Source organism: Acinetobacter sp. 12966 (genome assembly GCF_031196995.1).
Classification (GTDB): domain Bacteria; phylum Pseudomonadota; class Gammaproteobacteria; order Pseudomonadales; family Moraxellaceae; genus Acinetobacter; species Acinetobacter geminorum.
In genome coordinates this window covers 176,588-191,660 of sequence record NZ_JAVIMC010000071.1, presented here as the reverse complement: position 1 = coordinate 191,660, position 15,073 = coordinate 176,588, and the positions used below count along the sequence as shown (strand labels likewise).

General features: G+C 40.1%; 16 protein-coding genes and 1 riboswitch. Of the genes, 11 read left to right on the top strand and 5 right to left on the bottom strand.

The genetic code is table 11. From position 1 onward, the window contains the following. Positions 1 to 5: 5 nt before the first annotated feature. Positions 6 to 1,718: an electron transfer flavoprotein-ubiquinone oxidoreductase gene (locus RFW85_RS11795; protein WP_005065953.1), complete on the bottom strand. Its 1,713-nt coding sequence runs from the start codon at positions 1,716 to 1,718 to the stop codon at positions 6 to 8. 187 nt (positions 1,719 to 1,905) lie between these two features. Here RFW85_RS11795 and RFW85_RS11790 point away from each other — a divergent pair, with 187 nt between their 5' ends. From RFW85_RS11790 to RFW85_RS11770, 5 genes are all read left to right on the top strand, one after another. Then, a complete protein-coding gene (locus RFW85_RS11790) occupies positions 1,906 to 2,517 on the top strand; it encodes a DUF1285 domain-containing protein (RefSeq protein WP_170247583.1) in 612 nt (203 codons plus the stop codon). Positions 2,518 to 2,563: 46 nt separating this feature from the next. Next, positions 2,564 to 3,430 carry a glutamate racemase gene (murI, locus tag RFW85_RS11785; RefSeq protein WP_170247584.1) on the top strand — a complete coding sequence of 289 codons (867 nt, stop codon included), beginning with the start codon at positions 2,564 to 2,566 and terminating at the stop codon, positions 3,428 to 3,430. Between the two features lie 116 nt (positions 3,431 to 3,546). After that, positions 3,547 to 4,551, top strand: coding sequence for a DUF4062 domain-containing protein (locus RFW85_RS11780; RefSeq protein ID WP_170247698.1), 1,005 nt, complete (start codon positions 3,547 to 3,549; stop codon positions 4,549 to 4,551). Between the two features lie 73 nt (positions 4,552 to 4,624). After that, complete coding sequence (gene hemH / locus RFW85_RS11775) at positions 4,625 to 5,641, top strand: ferrochelatase (RefSeq protein WP_063098029.1); 1,017 nt, start codon at positions 4,625 to 4,627, stop codon at positions 5,639 to 5,641. Positions 5,642 to 5,664: 23 nt separating this feature from the next. Then, on the top strand, positions 5,665 to 6,309 hold the full coding sequence (locus RFW85_RS11770) for an MBL fold metallo-hydrolase (protein WP_170247585.1): 645 nt from the start codon (positions 5,665 to 5,667) through the stop codon (positions 6,307 to 6,309). On the opposite strand, the gene RFW85_RS11765 is transcribed toward RFW85_RS11770, so the two are convergent. Next, positions 6,306 to 6,500 (bottom strand): DNA gyrase inhibitor YacG, encoded by a 195-nt coding sequence (locus RFW85_RS11765; protein WP_016144208.1) that lies wholly within the window; start codon positions 6,498 to 6,500, stop codon positions 6,306 to 6,308. The two genes, RFW85_RS11770 and RFW85_RS11765, sit on opposite strands and share 4 nt — an antisense overlap. A gap of 87 nt (positions 6,501 to 6,587) precedes the next feature. On the opposite strand from RFW85_RS11765, the gene RFW85_RS11760 reads away from it, so the two are divergent. From RFW85_RS11760 to crcB, 4 genes are all read left to right on the top strand, one after another. Then, entirely contained in the window at positions 6,588 to 7,226 is a 639-nt protein-coding gene (locus RFW85_RS11760) for an SAM-dependent methyltransferase (protein ID WP_170247586.1), read from the top strand. Next, positions 7,216 to 8,421, top strand: a complete 1,206-nt coding sequence (locus RFW85_RS11755) for a TIGR03862 family flavoprotein (protein ID WP_170247587.1) — start codon at positions 7,216 to 7,218, stop codon at positions 8,419 to 8,421. Before RFW85_RS11760 ends, RFW85_RS11755 begins: the two co-directional genes overlap by 11 nt. Positions 8,422 to 8,499: 78 nt before the next feature. After that, positions 8,500 to 8,910, top strand: coding sequence for a GFA family protein (locus tag RFW85_RS11750; RefSeq protein ID WP_068930417.1), 411 nt, complete (start codon positions 8,500 to 8,502; stop codon positions 8,908 to 8,910). Positions 8,911 to 8,955: 45 nt separating this feature from the next. After that, positions 8,956 to 9,022: riboswitch (Fluoride riboswitch) on the top strand. Positions 9,023 to 9,146: 124 nt separating this feature from the next. Continuing rightward, positions 9,147 to 9,527, top strand: coding sequence for a fluoride efflux transporter CrcB (gene crcB / locus RFW85_RS11745; protein ID WP_170247588.1), 381 nt, complete (start codon positions 9,147 to 9,149; stop codon positions 9,525 to 9,527). Positions 9,528 to 10,029: 502 nt separating this feature from the next. Here crcB and RFW85_RS11740 read toward each other — a convergent pair. From RFW85_RS11740 to RFW85_RS11730, 3 genes are all read right to left on the bottom strand, one after another. Continuing rightward, positions 10,030 to 10,362: a HopJ type III effector protein gene (locus RFW85_RS11740; protein ID WP_002114866.1), complete on the bottom strand. Its 333-nt coding sequence runs from the start codon at positions 10,360 to 10,362 to the stop codon at positions 10,030 to 10,032. Positions 10,363 to 10,612: 250 nt separating this feature from the next. After that, on the bottom strand, positions 10,613 to 10,867 hold the full coding sequence (locus RFW85_RS11735) for a type B 50S ribosomal protein L31 (RefSeq protein ID WP_002114896.1): 255 nt from the start codon (positions 10,865 to 10,867) through the stop codon (positions 10,613 to 10,615). A gap of 101 nt (positions 10,868 to 10,968) precedes the next feature. Then, positions 10,969 to 12,267: an AarF/ABC1/UbiB kinase family protein gene (locus tag RFW85_RS11730; protein ID WP_170247589.1), complete on the bottom strand. Its 1,299-nt coding sequence runs from the start codon at positions 12,265 to 12,267 to the stop codon at positions 10,969 to 10,971. A gap of 256 nt (positions 12,268 to 12,523) precedes the next feature. On the opposite strand from RFW85_RS11730, the gene RFW85_RS11725 reads away from it, so the two are divergent. Then, positions 12,524 to 13,771, top strand: coding sequence for an SfnB family sulfur acquisition oxidoreductase (locus RFW85_RS11725; RefSeq protein ID WP_170247590.1), 1,248 nt, complete (start codon positions 12,524 to 12,526; stop codon positions 13,769 to 13,771). A gap of 32 nt (positions 13,772 to 13,803) precedes the next feature. Beyond that, positions 13,804 to 15,054 (top strand): acyl-CoA dehydrogenase family protein, encoded by a 1,251-nt coding sequence (locus RFW85_RS11720; protein ID WP_170247591.1) that lies wholly within the window; start codon positions 13,804 to 13,806, stop codon positions 15,052 to 15,054. Positions 15,055 to 15,073 lie beyond the last annotated feature (19 nt).

The window sequence follows — 15,073 nt, the reverse complement described above, 5'->3', positions numbered from 1 at the left end:
TTTTATTACATATTAGGATAATTCGGGCCACCGCCGCCTTCAGGCGTTACCCATGTGATATTTTGAGATGGGTCTTTAATATCACAGGTCTTACAGTGAACACAGTTCGCTGCGTTAATCTGGAAGCGTTTAGAACCATCATCATTTTCCATGATTTCGTAAACACCAGCTGGGCAGTAGCGCTGTGCAGGCTCATCCCATTTTGGTAAGTTCACATTCACTGGAATTGAAGGGTCAGTAAGCTTCAAGTGAGCAGGCTGGTTTTCTTCATGTACAGTGTTTGAGATAAATACTGAAGATAAACGGTCAAATGTAAGCTTGCCATCTGGTTTTGGATAGTTTGGCTTAAAGCTTGTTGCATCAACAGTTTTCAATGCAGCAAAGTCTTGCTTCAAGTCATGTAAAGTGAATGGCACTTTAAAGACATTCTGGTCGATAAAGTTAAATGCACCACCCATCCATTGACCAAATTTATGCATTGCTGGGCCAAAGTTACGAGAGTTATAAAGCTCTTCTTTTAACCAGCTATTGTTAAATTTGTCAGTGTATGAAGTCAATTCTTTAACGAATAAATCTTCGCCTTCAGTAACACGTGCAATGGCAAGATCACCGCCTTTTTCTACACCCGCAGCAATGGCTTCAAATACAGCTTCACCACATAACATGCCTGATTTCATGGCAGTGTGTGAGCCTTTGATTTTTGCAAAGTTTAAGAAACCTGCATCATCACCAATCAAGCAACCGCCCGGGAAAGTTAATTTAGGAAGAGAGTTGAAACCGCCTTTCACTACAGCACGTGCGCCGTAAGAAATACGTTTACCACCTTCTAAATACTGTTTAATCAGTGGGTGAGTTTTCCAGCGCTGCATTTCCATAAATGGATACATGTGTGGATTTTCATAAGACAAGTCCACGATCATGCCCAACGTAACTTGGTTGTTTTCAGCGTGATATAACCACCAGCCACCTGAAGAAGCAGTTTCTGCTAAAGGCCAACCTGCACCGTGCATGACTAGGCCCGGTTTATGTTTTGCTGGATCAATTTCCCAAAGTTCTTTAATCCCGATACCGTAGTGCTGTGGATCAGCATCTTTATCAAGATTGTATTTAGCAATTAGGCGTTTACCTAAGTGACCACGGCAACCTTCAGCAAAGAGGGTGTATTTAGCGTGAAGCTCATAGCCTGGAGTAAAGTTATGCGTTGGTTCGCCATCTTTACCAATACCCATGTCGCCTGTTTGAATACCTTTTACAGTACCATCTTCATGATAAAGCACTTCAGATGCAGCAAAGCCAGGGAAGATAGAAACTTCTAACTCTTCAGCTTTTTGTCCTAACCAACGAACCACGTTACCTAAAGAGATCACATAGTTACCATCGTTATGCATGGTTTTAGGAACCATCCAGTGAGGTACTTCTTTAGAAGTGGTGTCTGAAAGTAAGAAGAAAGTTTTGTCTTCAGTTACAGGGACATTAAGAGGCGCGCCTTCTTCTTTCCAGTTCGGGAAAAGTTCATTGATGGCACGTGGCTCAAGCACAGCACCAGACAAGATATGCGCACCTACTTCAGAGCCTTTTTCAACTACACAAACAGAAAGATCGGGTAAGTTTTTTTCAATCGCTAATTGACGGATCTTAATCGCAGCAGATAGACCTGCAGGTCCTGCACCTACGATGACAACGTCAAACTCCATCGATTCACGTTCGATGTGTTCCATGTAGGACTCCTCAATACTTAAAGGTGGCAACCGTCATATTTAGAAAATTCGGTGCTGCCGTGAGTGTTTTAATCCATAGGCGCAAATATGCTATTGTGCCTTTTATCGTTTGGGCTAGTATAGTTTTAAACCATGATCTAGCCAATTGGCTGAGTCGTAACATTTTTTCGTCAGCAAGGCATAAACTATGGTAAATCAAAATAATTCACCATCGGATATGGGAAAAATACCGTTATCTGATGATAAAAACTTAATGAACATTGCACAATACTTAAAAGATGTACAGCAAAGTCACAAAAGGTCAATTCCACCTTTAGAGCAGTGGCATCCAAAGCATTGCGGCAAAATGGATTTGACGGTGAAATCCAATGGAGAATGGTGGCACGAAGGTCAATTAATTAAGCGCCAAGCTCTATTGGATCTGTTTACCAAAGTCCTATGGAAAGAAGAAGGCAAATTCTACCTGAAAACCCCTGTAGAACAAATTGAAATCGAAGTTGAAGATGAACCTTTATTAGTCAATCAGGTAGATCAGGTCGAAATTTCAGGTGGGCAGTTTTTACAACTGACAACGACCAATCAAGATGTGATTTTGGTTGATGCAGAACATCCAATTTTTATGCGTGAATATGCGGGGGAATTACGCCCTTATGTGCATGTCCGTTTTGGAATTAACGCGCTGATTCAACGTCAGGCTTTCTATCATTTGGTGAACTATGGAACACTGATTGAAAATGACAAAGGTGAAACTATTTTAGAGCTAAAAAGTGGTAATTTGCTCTTGCAATTAGGCACTTGAGGTTTAAGCTTTAGGGAGTGAAATTTTCTGACATTTCAGTACAGCTATGACCGCCATACAACCTTTATTTTCTGAACTAGAACCTATGCCTAAAGCATCAGCAGATGCCCCAATTGGTATTTTTGATTCGGGAATTGGAGGAATGTCAGTTGCAGCAGAAATTGCCAAATATTTGCCCAATGAACGTATTGTGTATTATGCCGATACTGCCTACGTTCCTTATGGTCCGCGTTCTGATGAAGAAATTAGGGAGCTGACTGCGCGTGCTGTTGATTGGCTATATCGTCAAGGTTGTAAAATTGCAGTCGTCGCATGTAATACTGCCTCAGCATTTAGTCTCGATCATTTACGTGAGCATTATGGTGAACACTTTCCAATTGTTGGATTGGTTCCAGCATTAAAACCTGCCGTATTACAGACACGTTCTAAAGTGGTTGCTGTCTTGGCAACGCCTGCTACTTTTCGCGGCCAGCTTATTAAAGATGTAGTCGCGAAGTTTGCTGTTCCAGCAGGCGTTAAGGTGATGACTTTAACTAGCCTTGAACTTGTTCCCTGTGTAGAGGCAGGTCAGCAAATGGGTGAGGCATGTTTAAAGGCATTAAAAGAAGTTTTACAGCCCGCCGTTGAGCAAGGTGCCGACTATTTAGTGCTCGGTTGCACGCATTATCCTTTCTTAAATCAAGCAATTCATCATCTTTTTGATAACCAATTCACACTGGTTGATTCTGGATTGGCAGTTGCCCGACAAACAGCCCGTATTTTGATAAAAAATGAGTTATTATGTGACCAAATAGGTCAGAATGTTGCACGTATTGAATGTTATGTCAGCGGTAATAATGCTGAGGCACTGCAACCTGTTTTACAACATATGATTCCACAAGAGTTAACTTGGACACTTCATAATCTGAACTGATCTTTTAGCATCATTTAGAAAGCAGTGTTTTTTAGATTTATTATTTTATTTGGGGCGGTTCATGATCTTGGCTGATATTAAGTCAGGGATAGATCATGGAGCGAAAGGGTATTGTTATGCTCGATACACGCTATCAGATCTTTATTTCAACGTCAGGTCGAGAGATGCAACCTGAACGTATAGTTCTCTCTCAAACTTTAGTCAGTATGGGTTTTTTTGCTTGGGGATTAGAACATCGAACCCCCCTAACAACTACACTTGCACGTCGACAGATTGATGAATGTGATTATGTCGTTTTGCTGCTAGGTAGTCAGTATGGAGAGCAGTCAATTTCTGGTGTGAGTTATTTATCTTTAGAATATGAATATGCATTAAGTCAGGCTAAACCCATTATTGTGTTCATGCATGAGCAGCCCGAAAACCGTGAAATACATTTACAAGAAACACATCCACAGTTGAAAGATAAATTTTTCGCATTTAGAAAAAAGTTATTACTTGATGTGAATCATATTTTTTACTTTAAAACTCCACGTGAACTAGAGTTGGCTGTCCGTTTAAATATGCCTTTAATGATTGAGCAACATATGGGCCAAGGCTGGATTCCTGCTCATCAAACTCATCAGTTAGAAGATGAAATTAGACTATTAAGAAGTAAAATTTCCCAGTTAGAACAGCAGTTAGCAGAATCATCACCGCAGGAAAAAGAGGTTGCTCCACAAGATATTTTTGCATTTGAATATCAGATTCAAGCTTTTCAAGATGGCAACTTTAAAGAGCTTAAACGACAAAGACAAATGACTTGGTCGCAGTTGTTAAGCATATTGGCAAAGCGTTTTGAAACAGCAATGCCAGAAGAGAATTTTGGGATATGCTTAAATGAATATTTAAATCAGGCTGGTCTAGAAGATGCTCGTCAGGAGTTACCTCGCGCTCATGCTGTTGCCTGCGCTCAGATTAACCATAAAGCGCTATTTCGGATTAAAAAACAAATGCAGTCACAGGGCTGGATTGTTCCAACCCAAACTGAAAAATCATATAGCTTATGGAAGTTGACGACTAAAGCTCAAAAAATATTGCTTAGTTATAAATGGAATCATCGGGGTATTCGATTAAAAGCTTAGGGCGATTCAATTTATATATGACAATAAAAGCTGTTACATTAGTGATATAAGATGAATTGAAAGGCATTTACACATGTCGTTTGAACAAAAACCGAAAGTCACAGTCATTTTAGCGAATTTAGGCACACCGGATGAAGCCACTGTTCCGGCGGTACGCCGTTTTTTAAAGCAGTTTTTATCTGATTCACGCGTGATTGAAATACCGAAATTTATTTGGTGGATTATTTTAAATCTGTTTGTGTTACCTTTTCGCCCAAAGAGGGTAGCACATGCCTATGCTTCGGTATGGTCAACAGATTCACCAATGCGTGAAATTGTGTTTGAGCAAACTCAACGTATTCAGGCTTATTTGCAGCGAGAAAATAATCAGTTTGATTTAACCGTGATACCGGCGATGACCTATGGTAATCCGGGTATTGATGCAGTTTTAGAAAAATTGGCGACTAACCCGCAAGAGCATGTCATTTTATTGCCTTTATTTCCTCAATATTCCGCAACGTCTACAGCGCCGTTATATGATGCATTTGCCAAGTGGATTCCAGCTCAGCGGAACTTGCCGGGTTTAACGATTATTAAAGATTATTATCAACATCCAATGTTTATTCAGGCATTAGCAGAAAGTGTTTTAGCCTACCAAGAGCAGCATGGTAAACCTGAAAAACTATTGATGTCTTTTCATGGGATTCCACAGCCGTATGCAGATAAAGGCGACCCTTATGCAGATCGTTGTCGTATTACAGCAAAGTTAGTCGCTGAAGCTTTACATTTAAAAGATGTTGAATGGGCAATTAGCTTCCAGTCACGTTTTGGAAAACAAGAATGGGTTAAACCTTATACAGACCAGCTTTTACAAGATTGGGCGAAGCAAGGCGTTAAGTCAGTACAGGTATTAAGCCCAGCTTTTTCTGCTGATTGCTTGGAAACTCTTGAAGAGTTAGCTATTCAAAACGCTGAGTTATTTCAAGAGGCGGGCGGTGGTAGCTATGCTTACATTCCTGCTTTAAATAGCGATCAAGCTCATATTGATTTGCTTGCAGGATTAGTTCAGGCTAATCTTGATGCCCTTACCTATACCTTAGCCCACCGTTAATTGTGTTTTAGCCAGAGGTTCTTATGCTGCAAGTCAAAATTGTTCCAGTTACTGCATTTGCCCAAAATTGCTCTCTTCTTTGGGACAGTGAAACAAAAGAAGCAGTTTTGATTGATGCTGGTGGTGATGCTGCTGTTTTAAAAAATGAAGTTGAAGCGTTGGGTTTAAAGGTGAAGGCTCTTTGGCTCACTCATGGGCATTTGGATCATGCAGGAGCGGTGGGTGAGCTTGCCAAAGAATGGAACGTTCCAGTTATTGGGCCACATAAAGAAGATCAGTTTTGGCTAGATATGATTCAGGAAGTTTCAGCACGTTATGGTTTTCCAATTCCACAGCCTGTAAAAGTCGATCAATGGCTTGAAGGTGGCGAAGTGCTAAAACTTGGCGAAGATGAGTTTGAGGTACGTTTTGCTCCCGGTCATACGCCAGGACATGTTATTTTTTATAATAAAAACCATGGATTGCTGTGGACAGGTGATGTCTTGTTTAAAGGCTCAATTGGCAGAACAGATTTCCCGCGTGGTAATCACGATCAGTTGATTGAATCGATTAAACGAGAATGTTTTAGTCTGCCAGATGATACTCAGTTTATTTCTGGACATGGTCCGATGAGTACCATTGGCTATGAAAAACAATTTAACCCTTTTGTTGCAGGTAAAGCGGGTTAATCCTCGTAATCATCTTCATTTTGACTACCCTTGTCATGCTGAGGCGCATCTTGGGTAGGCAGTTTATATTCATCATTCGCCCAAGCGCCTAAATCGATTAATTTACAGCGCTCTGAACAAAACGGACGAAATTCATTACCTTCCCAAACACTTGGTTCACCACAACGTGGGCAGGGGAATGTACGTGGCATAAAGCGATATCCTCAAAGTGAAGAGAAATAGATTAGGCAAAAGTCAGGTGACTTGTTAGACTTATGCCGATTTTTATTTAGTTTGATGTGATTATGCAGATTCGTCAATTTCAAGCACAACGTATGCAAGCGCCTCGCGATTTTACCCCAATTGAAAATACCCCAATTTGTGTAGAAATTGGAGCGGGCAAGGGTAAACATGCTTTGCTTTTTAGCGGGCAACAGCCGCAGCACACATTGTATGCAATTGAACGAACCCGAGAAAAATTCTTGGCAATGCAAAAACAGCATGGTCTGGAACCAAGAGATAATTTAATCCCTGTACATGCAGATGCTTTGCCTTGGGTGGTACATGCATTACATCCTGCTCAAGTTGAACATTTCTTTATTCTCTATCCAAACCCAGAACCCCATAATCCAGCACAGCGCTGGTTGAATATGCCATTTTTTGAGTTCTTAATTTCTCGCCTGCAAACAGGTGGAACCATTACTTTGGCAAGTAATATTCCTGAATATATTGAAGAAGCTGAACAACAATTAATTAATGTCTGGAAGCTGCCTTACCAAAAAGAAAAAATTGCTCAAACATCTGCACGTACTCATTTTGAAATTAAGTATTTAGAACGTGGAGAACTTTGCCAACAGCTTGTGATTACTAAACCTGAAGGTTACAGCACACGTTTTGATGAGTTTGCCCCATTACAAGGTCAAGAACATGGCGAATAAGCGGGTTGCCATTATTGGTGCGGGGCCGGCTGGTTTAATGGCAGCTGAGGTACTGAGCCAATATGCTTATGAGATTGATGTATACGAGCAAAAGCCTTCAGCGGCACGTAAGTTTCTGATGGCAGGTAAAACTGGGTTAAACATCTCGCACGCCGAACCTTTAGCACAATTCATTGAACGTTATGATCATGCAGAATGGCTCAAACCGTGGGTTGAAAAATGGGATGCGGGCTGGATTCAAAATTGGATGAAAAGTCTGGGAATTGAGTCTTACGTTGGTACTTCAGGGCGTATTTTCCCTGTCGAAATGAAAGCAGCACCTCTATTACGTGCTTGGCTAAAACGTTTGGCAGAACAGCAAGTTAAATTCTTTTATCGACATCGTTGTATTAATTTACAAGATACAACGGTGACTTTAGAAAACCAAAATAATCAAAGCACTGAAACTTTTACCCAGCAATACGATGCGGTTGTATTGGCTTGTGGAGCTGTGTCGTGGTCACAATTAGGTAGTGATGGTGCATGGCAGCAATGGATGGATCAATCCAGTATTGAACCTTTTCAAGCAAGTAATGCAGGGGTGTTGCACACTTGGTCAGCTTTTATGGAAGGCTGTTTTGGTGAACCTTTAAAGCGTATCAATGCATGGGTTGAACCTAGCCAGATTACACATGGTGATATTGTGATTACTCACTATGGTTTAGAAAGTGGTGTCATTTATAAACTAGGACGTGCTTTACGAGAGCATCAAAAACAAGGAAAAAGTTTAAATCTATTTTTGGATTTATTGCCTGATGTAGAGTTATCACAGTTAGTTAAAAAATTACAGGCTAGCAAAAAACAATCGCTCACCAATATCTGGCGTAAAGCAGGCTTAGACACAGCTAAAATTAACTTAATTCGAGAAGTGGTTGATAAAGCACTATGGAGTCAACCAGAGGCTATGGCTCAGCAAATTAAAGCACTTCAAATTAAGCTAGATGGCTTTAGACCTATTGAGGAAGCAATTAGCTGTGCTGGTGGTGTTAAGCAAGGTGCATTAACTGAAAGCCTAGAGCTTAGACAAAACTCAGGTGTTTTTTGCTGTGGTGAAATGCTGGACTGGGATGCTCCTACAGGTGGATATTTGCTTACTGCATGCTTTGCTACAGGGCGCGCGGCTGGTGAAGGTGTGCATTCATTTTTAGAAAAATAACAGAATAATTTGGTGCTATGTTTGATATGTGAAAAGTGTTATTTTTGAGCGATCAATAATAATAGGATTTACGAGAACATGTCTCAAGCATCACAAGTTTATCAAGGAAGTTGTTTATGTCAGGGTATTCGCTATGAAATTAAGGGCGATATCGGAGATATTATTCAATGCCATTGTCAACGCTGCAGAAAATCCAATGGAACAGCATTTGCCACGAATGCTCCTGTTAAAAGTACAGATTTTAAAATTACCCAAGGTGAAGATCTCGTCAAAAAATTTGCTGTGAACGGGGTGTATCGCTGGTTTTGTAGCGAATGTGGTTCACCTTTAATTAGCTCGCGTGATGCTCAGCCTGAATTATACCGCTTAAGAATTGGGACACTTGATACACCACTAGACCAAAAGCCGACAATGCATATTTTTGCTGCTTCTAAGGCAGAATGGGAATGTATTCAGGATGATTTACCACAATTTGCTGAACGCCCATGATTTTAAAAAGTATGTTTAAATCAAATTCAAAATGATCTAATATACTTTAAACAGGGAGATGGCATTCCTCCCTTGAAAAACCGCCGTATTGGCTAATGATGCCTACGTTACCCTCATGTATTTATATCGCTGGGTACGTAGGTTATTGCGTACCTTGTTTATTTTTGGAGTACGCTGTGTCATATTTCCCTTCATTATTTTTTGCTCTTTTAGCGTCTATCTAAAGGGGTGGTCCTATGTATTATCCTTTACTTTCAATTGCTTTAGGCTCAGTTCTAGGGGCATGGCTACGTTGGTTTTTAGGTTTAAAACTTAACCCGATTTACCCGCAAATTCCACTCGGTACTGTCACTGTTAATTTGGTCGGTGGTTTTATTATTGGTTTTGCAATTGCCTATTTTGCTCAAAGTGATTTAAGTCCTAACTATAAGCTTTTTGTAATTACTGGTTTTTGTGGTGCTTTAACCACATTTTCAACGTTCTCGATTGAAATCGTCACTTTATTACAAAGTGGTAAGTTAGGAATGGCGATGTTGGGGATCTCCATTCATTTAATTGGATCGTTAATTTTTACGTGTTTGGGGTTGGCGGCTTATCATTGGGTAGCGGGGCATTGAGTTTTTATATTTAAGAATTGACCATGATTTTAAGTTGTGAGAGCTCATCGAAGTTGAGTGTTGGGTAGAATTTTCACGACGGAGTCTTATCGTTGAGTTATCTAATGGAAGCAGCTAATTAAGTTACTTTGGTTGTGCCCAAAGTAACCAAAGGCATCTGTCATTCGCAGAACCTGTTCACTGAATCCATTTATCTTATGCTTTGCAAAAACGATCTTTTATTGAAACCACGCAGGCTGCGAATGACGTTATCGCGTATCGAATGTAAGAGGCTAGTAAAATAATTAAGAAAAATAAGGCATTTACTATCGTGACAGACGGCATGGATGCCGTCGTTTCGCTGTGCTACATGGATGTAGCATCAGCGCAACAAAGGATTTTTGTTACTTTTCATCCTTGAAAAGTAAGCTTAGCCTATACAATCCATCATTTGGATATCACTTCCATTTAAGGCAGTGCTCATAATAAAAATTAAGTCGTTTCTATTATTTATTTAAATCTATTACTTTTCAGTTAAAGCCTGACCTTCAAACTTCACACCATCCCAACCATTTTGCATAAACTGACGAATATTTTGATGATCAGTTCCTTCTGGTGTAGCCAATACAGATGCGTAGTGTTCTGCAAATAAACTTAAAGTTTGTGCTTGGTCTAAACCTTGTAACTTGGCAAAAGAGAAAACTTTTGCACTGCCTTGATTTTCAGTAGCAGCGTTATGCTGTGCACCATTTTGAAAAGCCGTTGGAGTATGTTGGTAACGTGCTTCAATATGAGCTAAAACGTCTGAAAATTTTGCTGTGCCTGCTTGTAATTGGGCAAGTAACTCTTGTGCCATAATCTTAAACTTCCTATCAAATGGGGCTTAAGCATAGCATTGAATACATGCTTTGAAAGCTTGGCAATTATAAAAATCGAGGAGTTATTGAAAAAATCAGAAGAGTTTTTAGACAACTTGTGGATAAGTTTTCTTTTATACACAGTTTAGAAATGATCGAAAAAATACACATAAAAAAAGAAGCCTAAGTGGAGGAGATAGTCTTAGGCTTCGAATGATTTAAGTGTATTGGTCGAATCTTAACGTAAGATTAACTCTTACGATTAAAGCGAGCGAAGCGTTTATTGAAGCTTGCTACACGGCCTTCGTTACTTGCTTGACGTACTTCACCTGTGTAGAAAGGGTGTGAGGCACTTGAAATATCAAGAGTCACATAAGGATAAACTTTCCCTTGATATTCTTTGGTTTGTTTAGACTGAAGAGTACTACCAATTAAGAAGTACACGTCTGCATTGGTGTCATGAAATAACACTTGTTGATAAGCAGGATGAATATCTTTACGCATGAGAGATTGTCCTAAATTATTTTTGATTAAAGAAATGTTATAACATAACGTTTATAAAGTCAATGTAACCTCTAAAAGGCTACATTGATCAGTAAATTAAGTTAGTTAGAAGGCGGTACAAGTTCTTCAAATAGATCGTTTAGATTGTCATGAACTTTTAAGTGAATTAGGTTCCAGTAATGTCCTGAAATGGTTCTGTTGACCATTAAAGTATCTGGTGATGGTTTAAAGACATCCCAATACTTCAAAGATTTTTTCACAAGTAACATGCCATCATGATGTGATGAGTTTTCTGCAAAATCATAAGTGGTGGTAAGCGGGCGTAATAATACTTCAATCCAGAGTTTATATAGATCACTCGGGAATTTGCCTTTTTCAGCCAATGAATGTAGTTCAAATAATTCTGTTTCGATCAAATCGATATTTTCATGGCGAGCTGCATTTACTAAGCGTTTAAAGTGCTGCACGATTTCATTTGAAAGCGTTTTAACACTGCCATAGTCATAAATAATGACACTGCCATCTTGGCGGAAAGCAAAGTTACCCGGATGAGGATCACAGTGAAAGCGTTTTAAAAAGAACATTTCCTGACCTAAAGCACGAATCAAGCGACGTCCAATGGTATTTCGAATTTCGATTGGCCAAGCGCTGGCAGTTTCAATGCTGTCACCTTGTTCGAGACTCAAGGTTAAAATACGTCTTGAAGAGTAATCTTTATAAACGGTCGGGATGATAATTTTGTCATCTAATTGGCTATGGAATGTTTTGAAAACCTCAAGATTTTGAGCTTCAATTTCATAATTGAGTTCTGCTGAAAGGCTATCCTGAATTTCTGCAAAAAGCTGATCCTGCAACTTTTTATCAATTTTAAGTACGCCCATTAAGCGAAGGGCTAAACGTACTTGTTTTAAGTCACTTTCACAGGCTTCATCAACACCCGGATATTGCACTTTAACCACGACTTGTTCGCCACTAGGCAAAGTAGCTTTGTGAACTTGTCCAATCGATGCAGCAGCAAAAGGTTCACTATCAAAAGATTTAAAAGCCACATTAAGCGGTTTCCCAAGTTCTCGTTCAATTTGCTGTTGAATCGCAGCAAAAGGCATGGCTGGCGCTTGGCGTTGTAGCTTTGAAATTGCTTTAGCGACTTCTGGTGGGAAGATATCTTTATATTGCGAAGCAATTTGCCCGACTTTCATGACGGCACCTTTCATTTCTCCTAAGGTGTCGGCAATTTGCAAACCAATATCCTGAAATAATTTGGTTTTTGAAGCCAGCTTTTGCTCTTCATCTGCTGTCAAGTTTCGAATCGAGTTAGAAACGGTTTTCGTTGCAATGCTCGCGGTCATTCCTGCAAGTTTCATAAAACGTTTGCCTGGTGAACTTGCATTCTTTGCCATATCTTCGATACCTCATTGACTACAACATAATATTGCCTAGTTTTGATCATAGGTGACAAACCTTAAAAAGCCTATATGAAATTGTTTATCTCATGTAAGAAAATTTTCGAAAAACAGAATGTTATTTTTATAGTAAAAAATATGAAAAGCTTGTGAAAATCCATTTCATAAACAAAGCTTTAATATCTATAAAGTGCCTGTTTTTTTGGTGGTAATGTGAATGACAGGTTAAATAAAAATAGAGATAACAAAAGTTATGACAAGTTTAAGTTCGGCCCATGGGCGGTCTCAGGCGGTTCCTTTATCTGTGTTTGAGCAGTCAAAAGATGCGCATATTATTCGCTCCGATGAAGAGGCAATCCAGATTGCCAAACAACTTGCCCAAGAGTTTGCACAAGAGGCATCAGAGCGAGACAGAGAGTGCCGTTTACCTTTAAATGAAATTCAACAGTTCTCACAAAGTGGCTTATGGGCCATTACAGTTCCTAAGCAGTTTGGTGGTGCACAAGTCAAATATCGAACCTTGGCTGAGGTCATCAAAACAATTGCGAGTGTTGATCCATCCCTTGCGCAGCTTCCTCAAAATCATTTGGCTTTTATTGAACATTTACGTCTTGATGCAGACCCAGAACAACAACAGTTTTTCTTTAATTTAGTGTTGAGAGGTATTCGTTTTGGAAATGCTTTTTCGGAAAAACATAGTAAAACGGTTGCAGACCTCACTACAACATTACGAAAGACCGAGCACGGTTATGAAATTAATGGCAAGAAGTTCTTTGCAACTGGTGCCTTACTAGCACATTGGATTCCGATTGTCGCTGTAAATGAACAGGGACAGCCTTACGCAGCGCTAGTTCCTCGGGAAACTTCAGGAGTTAATATTATTAATGATTGGTCTGGTTTTGGGCAACGAACTACGGCCAGTGGAACCGTTGAACTTAATCAAGTTCCAGTACGTGAAGAATATCTAATCCCGATTTATCAGGCTTTCAAACGTCCTACTCCAGCAGGTGCAATTTCACAAGTTATTCAAGCTGCTGTTGATGCTGGTATTGCACGTGGCGCAATTGAAGAAACAATCCACTATGTCAAAAATCATAGCCGTGCATGGGTCGATTCAGGTTTGGAAAAAGCGAGCGATGATCCCTATACGATTGCAAACATTGGTGATTTAAAAATAAAACTTCGTGCAGCAGAAGCAGTATTAGATTTAGCAGGAGATGCGATTGATCAAGCGATTGCCGACACGACAGAAGAGCATGTAAACCAAGCGACATTATTAGTTGCTGAAGCAAAAGTACTCACTACAGAAGTTGCGATTTTAGCAGCGAATAAGCTTTTTGAGTTGTCTGGAACACGATCGACCTTGTCGGAGCTTAATCTTGACCGTCATTGGCGTAATGCTCGCACTCACACCTTGCATGATCCAGTGCGTTGGAAATATCACATTGTCGGTAATTACTACCTCAATGGCATCCATCCACCGCGTCATGCATGGAGCTAAAGTGCAGAAAAAATAAGATTAGGAGAATAAAGATGACGATTACGCAAATTGAATTAGAAGAATTGTCTGTCGGCGCCGATTATGAAAAGGTCGCAAGTAGATTTCGCCCAGTTTTTGAAAAAATTGCCCAAGGTGCAATTCAACGAGAAAAAGAACGAATCTTGCCTTTTGAACCGATTCAGTGGTTAAAAGAACTCAAGTTAGGTGCGGTACGTGTACCTGTTAAATATGGTGGAGATGGGGTGTCATTGCCACAACTTTTCCAGCTTTTAGCAGAACTGGCGCAAGCGGACTCGAATATTGTGCAAGCTTTGCGTGGGCACTTTGCTTTTGTTGAAGACCGTTTAGTTGCGCATAAAGAGCATTCGCAGGAGGTTTGGTTTCAGCGTTTTGTACAGGGTGATTTAGTTGGGAATGCATGGACCGAAGTTGGAAATGTGCAAATCGGTGATGTCGTTACACGAGTAACCAAAGATGCTTCGGGTAACTTGGTGGTAAATGGAGAAAAATACTATTCAACCGGAAGTATCTTTGCAGACTGGATCGATTTATTTGCTTACGATGAAGTGAATGACCGTCATGTGATCGCTGCTATTTATCGCCATGAAGCTGGGGTAAGTGTGATTGATGATTGGGATGGCTTTGGTCAAAAGACAACGGGCAGCGGTACTTTAAAAGTACATCAGGTGCATTTGCCAGCCTCGCACCTTATTCCATTTGACCAACGTTTTAAATATCAAACTGCTTTTTATCAGGTTGTCCACCTTGCAACCCTAACAGGGATCGCGCATGCCGCGGTCGAAACTTTTAGTCAAGAAATAAGGGCGCGAAAGCGTATTTTTAGTCATGGTAATGGTGACCTTGTTCGTCACGATCCACAAGTTTTACAGGTGGTGGGTAAAGCCTCTGCTCAAGCTTATGGAAGTCTAGCAATTACGATTAAAACAGCTGAAGCATTACAAAAGGCTTATGAAAGCCACTTTAGTGAGTTAGAGGTGAAAGAACATCAGTTTAACGTAGATGCAGAGCTTGAGTCGGCGCAAGGACAGGTGGTGATTTCTAATTTAGTACTCGATTTAACCAGCCAATTATTTAATGCTTTAGGTGCATCGGCAAGTAGTCAGGTCAAACAACTCGACCGTTTCTGGCGTAACGCACGCACGGTATCTTCGCATAATCCACTTATTTATAAAGAAAAGGTGATTGGAGATTGGGAAGTAAACCGTACCGATTTACCTTTTGTCTGGCAAATTGGGGCAAGCCCGCGAGCCAAGTCTGCATAAAATAAAAAAGCCGATGTTT